The sequence below is a fragment of the Clostridium sp. AF34-13 genome (genome assembly GCF_003477845.1).
In the GTDB taxonomy this organism is placed as follows: Bacteria; Bacillota; Clostridia; order Lachnospirales; family Lachnospiraceae; genus Butyribacter; species Butyribacter intestini.
Genome location: NZ_QUEB01000002.1, coordinates 1 through 18,165 on the forward strand (window position 1 = coordinate 1; position 18,165 = coordinate 18,165).

14 protein-coding genes and 3 tRNA genes are annotated in these 18,165 nt (G+C 37.8%); 1 reads left to right on the forward strand and 16 read right to left on the reverse strand.

What is annotated here, in order from left to right:
• Positions 1 to 258 precede the first annotated feature (258 nt).
• The 15 genes from DWZ63_RS01810 to DWZ63_RS01880 all read right to left on the reverse strand — a co-directional run bounded on the left by DWZ63_RS01810 (position 259) and on the right by DWZ63_RS01880 (position 13,663).
• Complete coding sequence (locus tag DWZ63_RS01810; protein WP_022015288.1) at positions 259 to 543, reverse strand: DUF2325 domain-containing protein; 285 nt, start codon at positions 541 to 543, stop codon at positions 259 to 261.
• Between the two features lie 328 nt (positions 544 to 871).
• Positions 872 to 2,614, reverse strand: coding sequence for a proline--tRNA ligase (locus DWZ63_RS01815; RefSeq protein WP_055942251.1), 1,743 nt, complete (start codon positions 2,612 to 2,614; stop codon positions 872 to 874).
• Between the two features lie 205 nt (positions 2,615 to 2,819).
• Positions 2,820 to 2,891, reverse strand: a tRNA-Glu gene (locus DWZ63_RS01820).
• 76 nt (positions 2,892 to 2,967) lie between these two features.
• Positions 2,968 to 3,039: transfer RNA gene (locus DWZ63_RS01825), tRNA-Glu, on the reverse strand.
• A 73-nt stretch (positions 3,040 to 3,112) separates the two neighbouring features.
• Positions 3,113 to 3,184, reverse strand: a tRNA-Glu gene (locus DWZ63_RS01830).
• A 261-nt stretch (positions 3,185 to 3,445) separates the two neighbouring features.
• Positions 3,446 to 3,736 (reverse strand): late competence development ComFB family protein, encoded by a 291-nt coding sequence (locus DWZ63_RS01835; RefSeq protein ID WP_182431415.1) that lies wholly within the window; start codon positions 3,734 to 3,736, stop codon positions 3,446 to 3,448.
• A 103-nt stretch (positions 3,737 to 3,839) separates the two neighbouring features.
• Positions 3,840 to 4,571, reverse strand: coding sequence for an N-acetylmuramoyl-L-alanine amidase (locus DWZ63_RS01840; RefSeq protein ID WP_118498479.1), 732 nt, complete (start codon positions 4,569 to 4,571; stop codon positions 3,840 to 3,842).
• A gap of 137 nt (positions 4,572 to 4,708) precedes the next feature.
• Positions 4,709 to 5,392 (reverse strand): signal peptidase I, encoded by a 684-nt coding sequence (lepB, locus tag DWZ63_RS01845; protein ID WP_118498481.1) that lies wholly within the window; start codon positions 5,390 to 5,392, stop codon positions 4,709 to 4,711.
• Positions 5,393 to 5,405: 13 nt separating this feature from the next.
• Entirely contained in the window at positions 5,406 to 5,729 is a 324-nt protein-coding gene (rpoZ, locus tag DWZ63_RS01850; RefSeq protein ID WP_118498483.1) for a DNA-directed RNA polymerase subunit omega, read from the reverse strand.
• A 31-nt stretch (positions 5,730 to 5,760) separates the two neighbouring features.
• Positions 5,761 to 6,381: a guanylate kinase gene (gene gmk, locus DWZ63_RS01855; protein WP_022015294.1), complete on the reverse strand. Its 621-nt coding sequence runs from the start codon at positions 6,379 to 6,381 to the stop codon at positions 5,761 to 5,763.
• On the reverse strand, positions 6,378 to 6,635 hold the full coding sequence (locus DWZ63_RS01860) for a DUF370 domain-containing protein (RefSeq protein ID WP_022015295.1): 258 nt from the start codon (positions 6,633 to 6,635) through the stop codon (positions 6,378 to 6,380). Before DWZ63_RS01860 ends, gmk begins: the two co-directional genes overlap by 4 nt.
• 15 nt (positions 6,636 to 6,650) lie before the next feature.
• The gene (locus DWZ63_RS01865; protein ID WP_118498485.1) at positions 6,651 to 7,547 is read right to left on the reverse strand and encodes a YicC/YloC family endoribonuclease; all 897 of its coding nucleotides are present in this window, start codon (positions 7,545 to 7,547) and stop codon (positions 6,651 to 6,653) included.
• Between the two features lie 183 nt (positions 7,548 to 7,730).
• On the reverse strand, positions 7,731 to 9,164 hold the full coding sequence (locus DWZ63_RS01870) for an AI-2E family transporter (protein WP_055942265.1): 1,434 nt from the start codon (positions 9,162 to 9,164) through the stop codon (positions 7,731 to 7,733).
• A gap of 298 nt (positions 9,165 to 9,462) precedes the next feature.
• On the reverse strand, positions 9,463 to 11,571 hold the full coding sequence (locus DWZ63_RS01875; protein WP_118498489.1) for a glutamine synthetase III: 2,109 nt from the start codon (positions 11,569 to 11,571) through the stop codon (positions 9,463 to 9,465).
• Positions 11,572 to 12,079: 508 nt separating this feature from the next.
• Positions 12,080 to 13,663 (reverse strand): glycoside hydrolase family 43 protein, encoded by a 1,584-nt coding sequence (locus DWZ63_RS01880; protein WP_147353191.1) that lies wholly within the window; start codon positions 13,661 to 13,663, stop codon positions 12,080 to 12,082.
• Between the two features lie 572 nt (positions 13,664 to 14,235).
• Between DWZ63_RS01880 and arcC the strand changes: the two genes are divergently transcribed.
• The gene (gene arcC, locus DWZ63_RS01885; protein WP_118498493.1) at positions 14,236 to 15,171 is read left to right on the forward strand and encodes a carbamate kinase; all 936 of its coding nucleotides are present in this window, start codon (positions 14,236 to 14,238) and stop codon (positions 15,169 to 15,171) included.
• Between the two features lie 88 nt (positions 15,172 to 15,259).
• Here the strand turns inward: arcC and alaS are convergent, their stop codons facing one another.
• Positions 15,260 to 17,911 (reverse strand): alanine--tRNA ligase, encoded by a 2,652-nt coding sequence (gene alaS, locus DWZ63_RS01890; protein WP_055942276.1) that lies wholly within the window; start codon positions 17,909 to 17,911, stop codon positions 15,260 to 15,262.
• Positions 17,912 to 18,165: the final 254 nt, after the last annotated feature.

The window sequence follows — 18,165 nt, forward strand, 5'->3', positions numbered from 1 at the left end:
GGTGGAAGTAAGTCTTACAAAGCGGAATTAACTTTTACAATTGACCTATTCAGGTAACAGTTCAGCCATAAAAAGTAATTGACAATACTTGAGCTTGCTCATTGTATTGTTAATTATCTTTTTATGGTAGAATAGCCTTTCATTTATTATATGAGGTAAACATAAGCTGCTTAGCAGCGACTGACAGTTTGCTGGCAGGTTTATGAATGTAATAAATGGAAGGCTGAACTGTTACATATTTAGTAACACTCCATTCTCTTACGCATTGCACGCATTTGTAAGTATCTCATTTAATGCCGTTCCACTGCTTGTATGACATCTTACTATATCTGCATTGCATTTTTCGGCTTCAGTTATCGCACACTTCACCATCTTGTGAGATACCGTATTTGTGAACAATATGAGAAGATCAGGACTTCCTATCTGCTCACTGAGTCTTGCCGACATCTGGGTAAAAACTTTTGCCTTGCAATTATGCTCCTTACATATCTTCTTGTATCTACAGACCATGCGGTCATGTCCTCCTACTATAACTACACTCATGTTAATCCTCATTTCTGCACACATTTTTTTGCATACCAGGTTTGTGTCAAGTGTGCACAGACACAAATCTTGTGTGTGAAAAATCAGATTTTCCACACTAAAATCCTGCATATATGGATTTTTTACACTGTTATCATGCTTCTATGTTTTTGTCATATGATGCAATATCATTTCATTTTTTGCACCCCTCACTCAGGTTAGTTCACTCTAACTGTTTTACATCATATAGGACAAAAATATAAAAGTCAACAAAGAAAATGACAGTATTTATCAATAATATTGTTATTGATAAATACTGTCATTAATTTCATCTGTTTATCGTCTTTAATTATTTATATGGCTCAACTTTAGCATTTATATCTGCAAACATCTTTTCTTTAAGTCCCTTTATATACTCAAATGCTTCATCAACCGGAATCATTTCTTTAACTGACTTATCTCTCGTTGTTACCTCTACACATGACTCCTTGAGATTTCTAGGACTTACTACAACTCTTATCGGTGCACCGAGAAGATCTGCATCTGAGAACATTGCACCCGGACGAACATCCCTGTCATCATAAAGTGTCTCAACTGAGGCTGACTGTAGATCCTTATAAAGCTTGTCTGCAACTTCTTTTGTCTGATCGTCATCAACACGAAGGCAGCATACTTCAACTTCCCACGGTGCAATAGATATAGGCCAAATAGGACCATATTCATCATGCTTTGCCTCACATACTGATGCGGCAAGTCTTCCAACTCCGATACCGTAGCATCCCATGATAGGATTTTTTGTCTCACCATTCTCATCGGTGTATGTCATATTCATTGATTTTGTATATTTTGTGCCAAGCTGGAAGATGTTTCCTACCTCAATACCACGCTTTATGCTTATTGAGTGTTTTTTACAACATGGACATATTCCACCCTCTTTTATCTTGGCAATATCAACATACTCAACCTTTCCAAGATCTCTTTCGAGATTAAGTCCTTTATAATGGCATCCCTCTTTATTTGCTCCGGCAACCATGCCCTCAACACCTTTAAGCGAAGAATCAATATATACCGTAACATCTTTTGATATATTATAAGGTCCAATATATCCTGCAACAAGCGGATCATCTGCCGTTATCAGTGCAACATGGATTGGTTCTCCGACAATGTTGCGGAGTTTTGTCTCATTAACTTCATAATCACCACGGACAAACGCTACAACAAATGTATCATCCGAATTTCTCTGATATACAACTGCCTTACATGAAGTCTCCACTGAACTGTGAAGATACTTGCAAACATCCTCGATAGTCTTGCAGTCAGGTGTCTCAATGCACTCTAACTCTGAAACTTCTCCAATCTTTTCATCCGGCATTATATTCTCTGCTGCTTCCATGTTGGCTCTGTAATCACACTCAGTACAAGTAACGATTGAGTCCTCTCCTACCGGAGTAAGGAGCATATACTCATGTGACACATTTCCTCCCATCATACCTGAATCAGATGCAACAGTCACAACTTCAGGAACACCAACTCTCTGGAATATTCTGTTGTATGCCTGATAACATACATCATAATACTTTTCAAGGTCTTCCTGTGATGTATGGAACGAATAGGCATCTTTCATTGTAAATTCACGAACACGAATCATTCCCGCTCTCGGTCTTGCCTCATCCCTGAACTTACGCTGGAACTGATATATCATAAAAGGATAATTGTTGTATGACTGTCCATACTCACGGACAAGCTGAACTGATGCTTCCTCATGTGTCATACCAAGAACAAGTTTAGAGCCGTTTCTATCCTTAAGTCTTACAAGCTCATTTCCTACGCTTTCATACCTTCCTGACTCCTCCCAGAGTTCAGCAGGCATAACAACCGGAAACAAAACTTCCTGACCGTCTATCATGTTCATTTCTTCACGAATGATATTTTCAATCTTTGCAGTCACTCTCCTAAGAGTAGGGAACTCAGAATAAATTCCGTTTCCTACATATTTCATGTAGCCGCCCCTTACCATAAGTGCGTGACTGTCAATGACACAATCAGCAGGTTTTTCTTTAAATCTCAATCCAACTAATTTTGATACTTTCATTTGTTTTCCCTCCATTTAATATCATTACCATATAGGAAAGCCGTAACAGCGTTACTATTTACACTTAAAGAATAATCAGCTATACAACAGATTATAATAATTTCATAGCAGCAATAATGCAGTTCTTTCCTGTTTTATAAACAAAAAACCTGTAAGCCATAAATGACCTACAAGTTCTTTCGGGTTGGGCTGATTTTCATCAGAGCAGTCTGTAGGGGAATCGAACCCCTGTTTTCGCCGTGAGAGGGCGACGTCTTAGCCGCTTGACCAACAGACCATATATTTACTTTTATCAAACATTAACATAAATCAAACCGTCATTTGATACTTTACAGCCGGCATATACACCGAAGCAGTCTGTAGGGGAATCGAACCCCTGTTTTCGCCGTGAGAGGGCGACGTCTTAGCCGCTTGACCAACAGACCATATATTTACTTTTATCAGATATTAACATATCAAACCGTCATTTGATACTTTATGACCGACATTACATCGGAACAGTCTGTAGGGGAATCGAACCCCTGTTTTCGCCGTGAGAGGGCGACGTCTTAGCCGCTTGACCAACAGACCATATTTACTTTTATCATTTATCGGCGATGACCTTTTAATCTTCCCCGTCGTGCCGACAAGCAATACTATACATCATTTAATTACAAAATGCAAGCATTTTTTTCAATTTTTTCTGTTTTTTTTCAAGACCCTCATTAATTATATATTTTTATTACCGCCAACAACATATATTTTCACCATGATAGCACAGGACAGAACTACAGTCTGCCCTGTAATACTACCAGTGACACAACCATACTCTGTCCTGAAATATTTATAATATTATCTAGTATATATAGACTCTTCTCTAGGATGATTTGGATTTTTCTCCACTTTTTTTACAGCTTGATAAACACAGGATGTTATCTCTGCATCTGATTGTGTCGTAGATGCATTAAACCTGTGAATAAGTTTTCCCTGAAGTGAGTGAACATATCTGGGTGGAAGTCTGTTAAGTGCATATGCTGCTATATCTAATTTACATTTTTGACATTTGCATCCGTCTGTTGTTTCCCATAACATATCAATCTTCTTTAATACAGTTTCCTCCATCATGTTGACTAGACCTTCCATATTTCTCCTCCATTCATACCAAAACCTTAAATAATTCATACGATTATAGTCAGGCGTATATTCACAATCCGCTCTGCTACTTACTTATATCACTAATATTGAATTATTTAAAGTATGCATCGATTCCATCTGCAATTCCCTTTGCCATCTTTGTCTGAAAGTTTGACTTCTGCATCTTTCTGTCCTCTGACGGATTACTCAAAAATCCCATTTCAATAAGAGAAACCGGTAACTTGCTCCAGTTTGTTCCCGTAAGATCATCTCTTGCAACCAAACCTCTGTTGCGTATCTTTGTTTTTTTACAATAAGACTTGAGCAAACATGAAGATAATTTTTTGGATTTCGTACTAAGCTTTGAAACATATTTGTTTGCTTTTGACGGATATAACCCACTCGCACCAGTAACAGCTCTTGAGTTTGAACTATCTGCATGTATTCTTATATAAATATCTGCACCACTCTTATTTGCAAGCTGTGCACGCTTTTTATTACTGATATTTACATTATTCTTTGTTCTGATCATATAAACCTTGTAACCTCTGGCTTTAAGCTCTTTCTGAAGCTTTTTTGAAACGGCAAGCGTCAGTTTATACTCAGGAACATGTGATGCAACTCCCGTTGCACCTCCTGCTACTTTTGCTTTTCTTGTACCTGAACCCGGTCCTACCGGCTCCGTTGCGAAGTTGCCTCTTGCCTGATGTCCTGCATCAATGGCAATCTTAATATCCTTTTTTTCTTTTGCTGTGACATTTTTAGTTGTGTTTAAAGTTTTCTGCCCTAATATCATTGATGTGATGAGTGTAAGACATACTATCTTTTTCAACTGTCTTTTCATGTTATTTTATCCCCCTTTTATATATTATGTTCTCTCGGTATCTTCTGAACGAAGAATTTTGAAAGTACATTATTTGCAAAACAAGGACAGATAAATATCTGCCCTTGTTTAAATCTAATACTTTATCTTTTATTGCATTACTTAAATGTACCAAACTCAGACAATGGCGAAATTCTCAAAATTGCTCTACCGGCAATATTTTTTTTCTTGACCGGTCCAACATCCGGATATCTGCTGTCATCGCTTATCTCCCTGTTGTCTCCAAGAACAAAAAATTCATCTTTTGCCAGTTTTAACGGTTCCTCTGCAATCCCTGACTCTGTCATCGGATCCTTGCCATAATTTTCTTTAATGACCTTTCCGTTTATATAAATGGTATTGCCTTTTATCTGTATAGTTTCTCCCGGAAGACCTATAACTCTCTTGATATAATAGTCATTACTCTCTCTTCCATGCGGATAGAACACTATTACATCAAATCTCTTTGGTTCAGAAAAACGGTATGTAACTTTTTCTACCAAAAGATTATCGCCATCCTTAAGTGTATTCATCATTGATGTTCCATCAACTATCGTTCTTTGAAGAACATACTTTGGAACAACACATACACACATCACAATTATAGCCGCATATAAAAGAAGTTCAATAATTGTACTTATGACTTTCTTTTTCTTTGGCACTTCATCACTTTCCGGATTTTCTATGGGTTCACCATATGAATCAACATTTCTTTCTTCTGTTGATGTTTCTTCATCAGCCTTTTGTTCATCAGAAGATTTTAGCGATTCTTTCCTGTCTTCGTTTTTGTATTCATTATCCATTTTAAAACCTCTGCTACTCTTCCTCTTCTTCAAATGAGAATGTCATCTCATTCATAGCTTTTTTCTCTTCTTCCTCAGCAAGCTTTTTTGCCTCTGCTTCTGCTGCTTCTTCTTCACTTAAAATTCTAATTTTTGAATTGTATAATTCGTCTACCGCAATTGAAAGCGGTTTTGGACACCTTACGCCAATAAGTGGATCTGCTCCCGCAATAAGCTGGCGTGCCCTCTTTGCACTTGCAAGAACGATTGAATAACGGCTGTTTACTACCGGAGCTTCACCTGTTTCTACCTCACTATTTATAACTTCCATAAGATCTGTATAAGATGGATGTAACATAACTATTCCTTCCTTTCATATTTATTTGAATTTATTTATATTTCTTTAAATCCTCAGTTATCATATTGATGAGTTCCTGCTGATTTTCTTTTGCATTATGTATAGACTGAAGCAGTCTGTGTATCTCGTCAACACATTCATCAAGATCATCATTCACAACGATATAGTCATACTGATTCATATATGGACACTCATCAACTGCTCTTGACATTCGCTTTTCTATCTGCTCCGCTGTTTCTGTCCCTCTGCCGACAAGTCTTTTCTTCAACTCATCTGCTGATGGCGGTGTGATAAATATCAACGCTGTCTCAGGAAATTTTTCTTTAACTTTTAATGCTCCTTGCATTTCAATTTCAAGTATCACATCAAAGCCCTCATCAAGCTTCTTAAAAACATAATCCTTAGGTGTTCCATAATAATTGCCTACATACTCAGCATACTCTATAAGCTGTTCATTTGCAATCATCTTTTCAAATTCATCTTTTGTCCTGAAAAAATAATTTTGTCCGTCAACTTCACCTGTTCTTGGCTTACGTGTCGTTGCTGAAATCGAAACAGCATAACTTTCTTTTTCTAACAGTCTGTTTACTACAGTTCCTTTTCCTGCCCCGGAAAATCCCGAAATTATTGCAAGAATGCCTTTTTTACTCATTGGCTCTGCTCCTCTCTGTTCTGATTTTCGTTCACACGGTTTTCTATTGTATCCGGCAGAAGTGCAGACAGAACAATATGCCCACTGTCCATTATAAGAATACATTTGGTTTTGCGGCCACAAGTGGCATCTATAGCCATATTGCTGTCTTTTGCTACCTGTATCATCCTTTTTATTGGTGCTGCTTCTGTCCTTACAATACTGACAACCTTATCCATGTTTACGATATTACCATATCCTACATTTATAAGCATGAAACCACCTCATATCTATTCAATATTCTGTATCTGCTCACGTATTTTTTCTATCTCTGTCTTTAAATCTATAGCGTCCGCAGAAAGTTTCATATCATTTGCTTTTGAAAGTATAGTATTTGCTTCCCTGTTCATCTCCTGTGCAAGAAAGTCAAGCTTTCTTCCTATCGACTCATCTTTTGATAAAGTATCTCTCATATTTTTTATATGACTATGAAGTCTTACCGTTTCCTCATCCACACATACCTTATCAGCAAAAACAGTAAGTTCTGTGGCAAGGATTGTATCATCTATCTGTTTATCTCCAAGCAGTTCTTCTACTTTTGTCATAATCTTCTGCCTGTACTCAGCAAGAATTTCAGGAGATCTTTCCTCTATCTTTTTGACAAGTTTCAAAATATAATCAAGTTTTGAAAGGATGTCCATTTTTAAATGTTCCCCTTCTCTCTCCCTTGACTCCCTAAACATTTTGCAAGCTTCCTCAAAAGTCTCCTTTAAATCATTTTGAAGTGATTCATCCTCAACCTCTTTTGTCTCCAAAGAAATAACTTCAGGAAGTTTCAAAAAATCCGTTGCCGCAGGATATTTAAGTGAAGCACCGGGAAATTTTGTACCGTACAACTCTTCCGCTTTTTCAATTGCTTCCATATATCCGCTCGCAATATTTTCGTGATACCTCACCTCAACATTTTTTTCTGAGTAATCCTCATATGAAATATATGCATCTATCTTTCCTCTTGCCGCATATCCTTTAAGAATACCTCTAAGTTCATTCTCGTAAGCATTAAACTTTTTAGGTAATTTAATATTCAGATCACAATATCTGTGATTTACCGATTTTATTTCTATCAAAATCTTATAATCATCAGTAACCGTTTCATGTCTGCCATATCCGGTCATACTTTTTATCATAATATTCCCCGTTCCTATTTAATAGTTTCTGAAACATCTTCTATTTCTGTTTTAGCATATAAACCATGCCAAATTATAATACAACTAAATAATTGTATATTAAAATCTGCATTTCGTCAAGTTCGATATAAATAACTCTTCTATTATTTCGTAACAGTTCAGCCTTTCATTTGTTACATTATTTCACATTTTTTTCTTTTTATTGTCTGATTGTATATCTGTGGTCTTTTTTGCCATTTTCCTGATTATGTCCGACAATATTTTTTGTTTGTTTTTACTATCTTCTTTGTTTTTATTCTTTTTCTTTCCCATAAGCTCTGATGGAGAATATGTTATATATTCATAACCATCTTTTCTGTCCTCGATACTTTTAAGGTCTATATATGTCTGCGTATCAGTTGACAGCTTTCTCCTCTTAAGGCAGTAATTAACAAAATCCTTGATAATCGTATATATAACAGCAAACAACGGACAACCAATGAGCATTCCGGCTATGCCCCAGAACCCTCCGAAGAACAGTATCGAAAAAAGCACCCAGAATGCTGACAGACCTGTTGAATCACCGAGTATCGCTGGTCCGATGATATTTCCGTCAACCTGCTGAAGTATTGCGACAAGTATAATAAAATATAATGCCTGCACTGGGCTTACAAGAAGTATCAGCATAGCACTAGGTATAGCTCCAATATATGGTCCGAACACCGGTATGATATTGGTAACACCGACTATCACACTTACAAGCAGAGCATATGGCAGACTAAAAATCGTCATAAGGACAAAACATATAATACCAATAATAGCGGAATCAACTATTTTTCCTAAGATAAAACCGCTGAACATATCATTTGATATGCGAACATAATGAATAAGTGTATCTGCGGTCTTTTTTTTGCACACACCATATATTATCTTTTTAGCCTGTGCTATAAATACTCTCTTGCCATTTAATATATAAATAGCAACTATCATTCCTATAAAAAGATTGTATAATACATTCAGAAAGCTTATAACACCGTTTGCAAACTGCTTTGCATATAAATTCAAATTTGGAAGAAGCACACTTTTAAGCCAAGGAAATAAATCATGATTCATGATGTTATCCATGTATTTTGTAAACTTTAAAGCCGTATCCTGCATCCTTGATGCAAGATATTTATTACTCTGTATCTTCTCTGTTAAATAATTGTAGTAATCATTTGCCTGTGATGGAACTGTTTCAACAAGTGAAATAACAGTTGTGATAAGTTGTGGAATCACCAGCCAGCAGAGTATCGCAATTATTAGTACCCCGGTAAGAAGTGCAAACAATATTGTAAAACTTTCAATAACACTGACTGTTTTTGCCGACGGCTTTTTTCCTTTCTTCTCATAACCCTTTATCAGAAGACGGTAATACATCTTTGTAAGTGGGTTTAACAGATATGCTATGATAGCACCATATATAACCGGCTTTACTATGCCGAATATATATGTTATTCCCGAAAAAATATCATCAAGATTTATAATAAGCAGATAAACTACGGCTGCCGATATAAGCACCAGAAAAAGACCAAACCATTTTCCGAATGCTTCTTTTATTGTTATTCTTCCATTTTCTTCATTATCATTCTGAGACACGATATTCCTCCTGATACTTTGATAAAACTGCCCAACTGACATCACAAGACAGTCGTTATCAATATTTACATTTTCATAATTCGCTTAATTCATTTTATTTTAACACAATATCACGCCTTCATTCAAGTATTATTCACAACGGAAGTCTTTTTTACGGCAGAATAGCCTTAATCAGTGAAAGAATAAATCAACTATTGTTATGACACAAAAGCGACCATCCTGTAAAGAATGGCCGCTTAAGTCTTTAATATATATTTGGGAAAATATTAATATGAAAGCAAAATTTAGTTGTTACTTATTATACTTCAAATAATAAATCACCATATGATGGTACAGGCCAGAATTCCTGATCTACTATCATCTCTAACTCATCAATTGGTGCACGAAGTTCTTCCATTGCAACAAATACAGTATTCTTAAAGAATAATGCCTGCTCCTGTCCCTCTTCTTTTTCTGCTGCCTCAGCAGTAACTTTTTCAAGATTTGCAAGAGCTTTCTGTGCTTTAGCAAGAAGCGAAGAACACTTTGTAAGAAGTTCAGTCTGTACTGACACATCTGCCGCTGCACAAGCTGCTGTCACCGTGTTTACTGAATCTGCAAGACTTGTTACATATGAGATAACAGCCGGGATAAACTGTTTTCCAGCCATATCTATCATTGTCTTTGCTTCGATGTTTATTGTCTTTGAGTAATTCTCATAATTAATCTCAGCTCTTGATTCAAGCTCAGCTTTTGAAAGTACATTCTGTCTCTCAAAGAGTTCAACTGTCTTGTCTGTCACAAGATAAGGAACAGCTTCTACCATAGATTTAACATTTGGAAGTCCGCGTTTCTCGGCTTCTGCAACCCACTCATCAGAATATCCGTCACCGTTAAAGATAACTCTCTGGTGCTCTGTAATATTTTTCTTGATAACCTCTTTTACTGCTTTATTGAAATCATCAGCCTTTTCAAGTTCATCTGCAAACTGCTGTAATGTATCAGCAACGATAGTGTTAAGTACAAAATTTGCACCTGCGATAGACATTGATGAACCTAACATTCTGAACTCAAATTTATTTCCTGTAAATGCGAATGGTGATGTACGGTTTCTGTCTGTTGCATCTTTCTTAAGTACAGGAAGTACATGAACACCTGTATCAAGCTTGCTGCCCTGGATTGATGATGAAACATCACCTCTTACGATCTGCTCAACAACATCTTCAAGCTGCTCGCCGAGGAAAATAGAAATAATTGCAGGAGGTGCCTCATTTGCACCGAGTCTGTGATCATTTCCTGGATTTGAAGCCGAAAGTCTGAGAAGTTCTGCATTCTCATCTACTGCCTTGATGATAGATGCAAGGAAGAGAAGGAATATCTTATTCTCATGTGGTTTCTTGCCAGGGTCAAGAAGATTTACTCCTGTATCTGTAACAATTGACCAGTTGTTATGTTTACCTGAACCGTTTACTCCCGCAAATGGTTTCTCATGGAGCAGACACTCAAGGTTATGTCTCTTTGCAACTTTTTTCATAATCTCCATTACAAGCTGGTTATGGTCTGTTGAGATATTTGCCGTTGTGAAGATAGGTGCCATCTCGTGCTGAGCCGGAGCAACCTCGTTATGCTGTGTCTTAGAAAGGATTCCAAGTTTCCAAAGTTCTATGTTAAGGTCTTTCATAAATGAAGCGATACGCTCTTTGATAGCACCAAAGTAATGGTCATCAAGTTCCTGTCCCTTAGGAGCAGATGCACCGAATAATGTACGTCCTGTAAAAATAAGGTCTTTACGCTGTAAATATTTATCTCTGTCAACAAGGAAATACTCCTGCTCAGGTCCTACCGAGCAGGAAACCTTTTTTACATCATCCATACCAAACAACTTTACGATACGAACTGCCTGTTTGCTGATAGCTTCCATTGAGCGAAGAAGCGGTGTCTTTTTATCAAGTGCCTCACCTGTGTACGAACAGAATGCTGTCGGAATACAAAGTGTTACACCCGCTGCATCCTCCTGAAGGAATGCAGGTGATGTACAATCCCAAGCTGTATATCCTCTTGCTTCAAATGTTGCACGAAGACCACCTGATGGGAATGAAGAAGCATCCGGCTCCCCTTTAATAAGCTCCTTTCCCGAAAATTCAAGAACAGGTTTGCTCTCTGATGCAGGACTGAGGAATGAGTCATGCTTCTCAGCGGTAACACCTGTCATAGGCTGGAACCAATGTGTATAATGTGTAGCACCATGCTCAAGTGCCCACTCTTTCATCGCATGAGCAACGACATTCGCAATCTCAATATCAAGATCTGCTCCGCTCTCAAGCGTTTTCTTCCAAGATTTATATACATCTTTTGGAAGTTTAGCCTGCATTACTTCATCATTAAATACATCTTTCCCAAAAACCTGTTCGATAACATTATTTTCCATTTCGTTACCTTCCTTTCATATTAATATTTTAATATTCATATAACAGTCAAAAGGTTTTTCCTTAAAACTATTTTTATATGATGTCCGGAACAAAAATCATTTTGACCCTTGCATCATTATATAAAGTGTCCGGAATAATTATGTCATTCCTATGCTGTCACCCGGACACCATATAAGTTGCGGTACAGCTTATGTCATTCATTCTAGTAAAAAAGGCGCACTCAATTATTTTAATTGAGAACGCCCTTGTTCTGTACTTCTTTATCAACTGTTTTGAAGTATATCACACTAACTTTGATTTGAAAAGACTTTTATTGCATATTTTTACTTTTTTGACATATTGCATATTCCATTTCCAAAAACACAGTAAACTTTTGTAATAATTCTACAATTTTTGACATTTATCTGCTAAACAGTAGCTCTCAGATATATTGTCACTCCTTATATCTACTGTACAGCAGGCATTGGCTTGTTTAGTTTAAAGTTTTCAAAGATAAATACCTAAATTCTATACACCTATATAATCAAACATATCAAACTGCACCGCATTCCTACAGTCTTTTCCATCACCGCTTGCATAAAGTGCAATATAATTTCCCGTAAACCTTCCTCCAACTTCCGTTGTGAGATAATCAGCTTCACCCTCTCCTGCTTCAAGCCACTCTCCATTCTCCTTATAGCTAAAGCAGTAAATATTTTCTCCGTTTTCACCCTTTAACGCTTCAAGTCTCATGTAAATACTGTCATCGGCGAGTCTTGATATTCTGTCCTCTCTGATAAGCGAACCTATCCTTCTTCTGAACATAAGCCATCTTTCTCCATCAAGTACAGATGTAAAAAGTTCATAGTGATGTTTGTTATTCATATATATTGTAAAACCTGCTTCGCTGCCATCCTCCATATTGGCAAAATCAATATGTGTTTCTGCCATGAACTCGTGATGCTTTTGCCTGTAACCGACCCATGCAATTTCACCACTTGAGATTATCGGCTCTTTTGTTCCGTATAATAAAAGACCTTTTGTCTTATCCAATGCCGCATATTTAGATGTCGTGTTATAGATAAAATTCCAATCTTTTTTCAATGCATCACCATCAAATTCATCATGAAAATGTTTTCCCTCATCAGTCTGAGATTTCTGCATTACTCCTTCATGCAGTTTTCTGTCAGATGATATTCTCTCATCAAGCAGACCATTTCTTCCTATAACAGGCCAATCCTTATCATCCCACTCTACAGGCACAAGAAATGTTTCTCTCCCAAGATTGTGTTTAAACGGATATGTGATAGGACGGTTTGCAAGACACACTCCCCACCAATCACCGTATTGGTCACAGACTATATCCATATGACCTGTTCCTTTTATTGGAAGTGATGTAGACCTATTACTAAAAACCGGATTTCTCGGACACGACTCATATTCTCCCCATATATTTCTGCTTCTTGCTACTGTTATCATATGGCAAAATTCCGTACCGCCCTCCGATATAAGCAGATAATACCAGCCATTTATCTTATAAAGATGCGGTCCTTCAGGGTCATTCCCGCCTGTACCATACCATATAAATTTTTTCTCGGAAACCGTTTTGCATGAAATATCAACAACTTTTCCATTTTCATCATACTTATATGAAAATTCAAGCTCGCTCATAAAAATCCCATTATCAAATGCTCCCGTATAATATACCTTTCCGTCATCGTCAAAGAAAAGTGAAGAGTCTATTCCCGGTAAATCGATAAAAACCGGGTCCGACCATTCACCGTACGGATCATCAGTCCATACGATAAAATTTCCATCGTCCTTACTGCCATATGTAACATTTGTTGAGATAACATAAAAAATACCGTCATGGTATCTTATTGTCGGTGCATATATGCCAACGCAGTTTTGCACTCCCTGTCTCAATGCAAGTTGTCCGGGTCTTGATATACAGTGACCTGTCTGCTCCCAGTTTATCAAATCTTTGCTGTGGAATACCGGAATCCCCGGAAAATACTCAAACGAACTGTTCACAAGATAGAAATCATCACCCACTCTGCATATACTTGGGTCAGGATAAAACCCTGAAATTATCGGATTTACATACTCCATATCTTTTTCCTCACTTCCTTTAATATATACTCCCGGCACTTTCTCAAAACAAAAAATTCCGAGAGCACATTAAGTTTTTATATTTATTTACAAATAAAGCAGCCATGATAAACTCCTGCAAACACCTATAATCCTACTGACGGTGCTTTATGTGTCAAGCGGATATTAGTAATCCTCTCTGCTGCCTGCTCATAGCATAACAAAATAAATTTTCTCACATTTTTAATATTTATACAACACATACTTTCAGCCACATATTACATTATACTTTCAGCTATGTTCTTTGATATACTCCTCACTGTATATCAAAGCATTTTAGTTTCTCTGTATATTCAAATTGCACTTTCTATATATACTGTATCATACTTTTTACATGGCACATTCTGCCTTATATGTTATCGTTCACATCTGTAATTCGACATCAGCGATTACTTGCTTGAATTTATTTTTCCGTCATGGTAAAATCATATAGTATAATATTGATTTGTGTTATGATCAAATAGTAGAGCGGATTGTGAACATCCACTTGAATAATAAAAAATATTAAAAATAAATACAAGATTGGAGACTTTATTATGGGAAAAAAAATTGTTGTAGCACTCGGACACAGTGCACTTGGAAAAACATTTCCGGAACAGAAAGAAGCAGTTAAAAACGCTGCATCAGCTATAGCTGATCTTGTGGAAGCAAAATATGATATAGTCATTACTCACAGCAACGGTACCCAGGTCGGTATGATACATTCTGCAATGAGAGAGTACAGCCGTCTTGAGCCTACAAACACTGTCGCTCCTATGTCTATATGCAGTGCCATGAGTCAGGGGTACATAGGTTATGACCTCCAGAATGAAATAAGAACAGAACTTTTAAACAGAGGCATCTACAAGCCGGTGTCTACAATTATCACACAGGTAAGAGTTGATCCTTTTGACACTGCTTTTTCATATCCTACTAAAGAAATCGGAAGATACATGACAGCAGAGGAGGCAAAAGCAGAGGAAGAAAAAGGAAACCATGTCGTAGAAATAGAAGGCAAAGGTTTCAGGCGAATCATTGCCGCTCCACGCCCAATGGAGATTTATGAGATAGATGCCATAAAAACACTTGTCGATGCCGGTCAGATAGTTATCGCAGCAGGCGGCGGCGGTATTCCTGTTTTACAGCAGGGAACAAGACTTAAAGGTGCAAGTGCCGTTATAGAAAAGGATGTTACAAGTGCTTGTCTCGCCGAAGAACTCGGTGCAGAAGTTCTTCTTCTTCTCACAGGAGTTGAAAAAGTTGCCCTCAACTTTGGTACAGACAAAGAACAGGCTCTCGACACAATGTCAGTAGATGATGCGACAAAATATATCGCTGACAAGCAGTTCAACGAGGGCGGAATGCTTCCAAAAGTTGAAGCCGCTGTTTCATTTGCGTCTTCATCAAAAGAACACAAAGCAATCATCACAAGTATTGATACGGCTCTTGAGGGAATCTCAGGCAAGACAGGTACTGTTATCACCTGCTAAGATCATACAGCATATAAACAAAAACACCATATATTCATTTTTCCTATGAATATATGGTGTTTTATTTTTCATTTTTATTATTTTTATTTTATAACTGACTCTCTACAACCTCATATACTTTTTCGATTGCTGCCGATATTCCATCAGGATTTTTTCCACCTGCCTGAGCCATGTTCGGACGACCGCCGCCACCACCTCCGACGAGTGCTGCGATTCCCTTGATAAGATTTCCTGCGTGTGCACCTTTCTTAATGGCATCATCTGTTGCCATAGCAAGGAGTGTGACTTTTCCGTCAACTGCCGATGCAAGGACTACCACACCGCTTCCAATCTTTTCTTTCATCTGGTCACCGAGATTCCTAAGACCGTTCATGTCTACATCAGGTACAGCCATTGCAAGGACTTTAATGCCCTTTACTTCTTTTATCTGACTGTCAACATCACCTACTGCATCATTTGCAAGCTTTGCTTTGAGTTTTTCATTCTCGCTCGAAAGTTCCTTTATCTCATCGTGCATTGCATTTATTTTATTCACGAGTTTTGACGGCTCTGCCTTTGCTGCCTTTGCTGCCTCGTTAAGCTGTTTTTCAATTTCAGCATAATATTTCATAAGTCCGTCACCGGTAAGTGCTTCAATACGGCGTGTTCCTGCCGCAACACCACTCTCAGACACAATCTTAAAGTATCCGATAACTCCTGTATTTGAAACATGAGTACCACCACAAAGCTCTGTGCTGAAATCACCCATCTTTACAACACGGACTTTCTCACCGTATTTCTCTCCAAAGAGTGCCATCGCACCTGTCTTTTTAGCTTCATCAAGCGACATAACTTCCGTAACTACAGGAAGATTTGCTGCTACCTGCTCATTTACGATAGCTTCAACTTTCTCTATCTCCTCAGGAGTCATAGCTGAAAAATGCGTAAAGTCAAATCTGAGTCTGTTTGCATCATTATATGAACCTGCCTGCTCTACATGAGAACCTAAAACCTTACGAAGTGCTTCCTGTAAAAGATGTGTAGCACTGTGGTTTTTGCAGGTTGCCGCACGATTTACGGCATCAACTTTAAGTGTAACGGTATCTCCATCTTTAAACATTCCCTTAACTACTTCACCTATATGGGCTACTTTTCCACCAAGAAGTTTAACTGTATCTTTTACCTTAAATTCACTGTCAGCACATACGATAGTTCCTATATCAGCCTGCTGACCACCCATTGTTGCATAAAATGGTGTCTTGTCAACAATGATAGTTCCTTTCTGACCGTCTGTTAAAGCTGCGACTACATCGCTATCCGTTGTAAGTGCAATAACTTTTGCGTCAGCTTCAAGTCTGTCATATCCAATAAACTCTGTTGTAAGTGCCGGATCAAGCTGCTGGTAAACAGTTTCCTCTGCTCCCATATAGTTTGTTGTCTTTCTTGCACTGCGGGCTTTCTGCTTCTGTTCTTCCATAGCAGCCTCAAACCCTTTTTCATCAACCGTATATCCTTTTTCTTCGAGAATTTCAGTTGTGAGATCTACAGGGAATCCGTAAGTGTCATACAATTTAAATGCATCTTCGCCTGCAAGCTCTTTCTTTCCTGACTTTGCCAGTTCCTCCTGCATCTGATTAAGAATATTTAATCCCTGGTCTATAGTCTTATCAAATTTGTTTTCTTCCTGCGAAAGAACATTTAATATAAATTCTTTCTTTTCCTCAAGTTCAGGATAACCGTCTTTCGACTCATTTATAACAGTCTTTGCAAGCTCTGCCATGAACTGCTTATTTATACCGAGCATACGACCGTGGCGAACCGCTCTTCTTATAAGACGACGGAGGACATAACCTCGTCCCTCATTTGACGGCATGATTCCATCTGAAACCATAAATGTCGATGAACGGATATGGTCTGTAATAAGTCTTATTGAAACATCTTGTGCTTCATCTTTCTGGTATGTCGTTCCTGCCATCTCACATATTTTATCTCTGATAGCTTTCATAGTATCTACATCAAATACAGAATCAACATCCTGTACTACAACAGCAAGACGCTCAAGTCCCATACCTGTATCTATGTTCTTATTTTCAAGTTCTTCATATCCACCATGTCCGTCACCATTAAACTGTGTAAATACATTGTTCCATACTTCCATGAAACGGTCACAGTCACAACCTACCTTACAATCAGGTTTTCCACAGCCATATTTCTCTCCTCTGTCATAATAAATCTCTGAACATGGACCACAAGGACCTGCACCATGCTCCCAGAAGTTGTCACACTCGCCGTTTTCATCACGGTAAAAGCGTGTAATCCTATCCCCCGGAACACCTATCTCTTTTGTCCAGATAGCATATGCCTCATCGTCCTCGCCATAGATTGACGGATAAAGTCTGTCAGGCTCCATCCCAATAACTTTTGTCAAAAACTCCCATGACCATGCGATAGCTTCATGCTTGAAGTAATCACCGAAAGAGAAATTTCCGAGCATTTCAAAAAATGTAAGGTGGCGTGCCGTCTTTCCTACATTTTCAATATCACCCGTGCGGACACATTTCTGGCAAGTTGTAACTCGTCTTCTCGGCGGTATCTCCTGACCTGTGAAATATGGCTTAAGTGGTGCCATACCTGCATTTATAAGTAATAAACTGTTATCATTGTGTGGAACGAGAGAAAAGCTTTTCATTGCAAGATGACCTTTGCTCTCGAAGAACTCTAAGTACATTCTACGAAGTTCATTAACACCGTATTTTTTCATGATTATATTCCTCCAGCTAAAATTGGGACATTTACCATCCCTCTATTTCCATAACCTATGCCAGTCTGCATGAGTCACTAAGCGGATATTCTCAATCCACACCACTGCCTGCTCATAACACTATTAGCTGCTATCGCATATAGCGTCAGAATCTTTTGCAAAACCCATATCTGTTTGCAGACCGACCATAAAAGGTTGAAGTCTAATAAATAATTATAAGTTATGAAATTTAGTCTGTCAATAAATCATTGGTT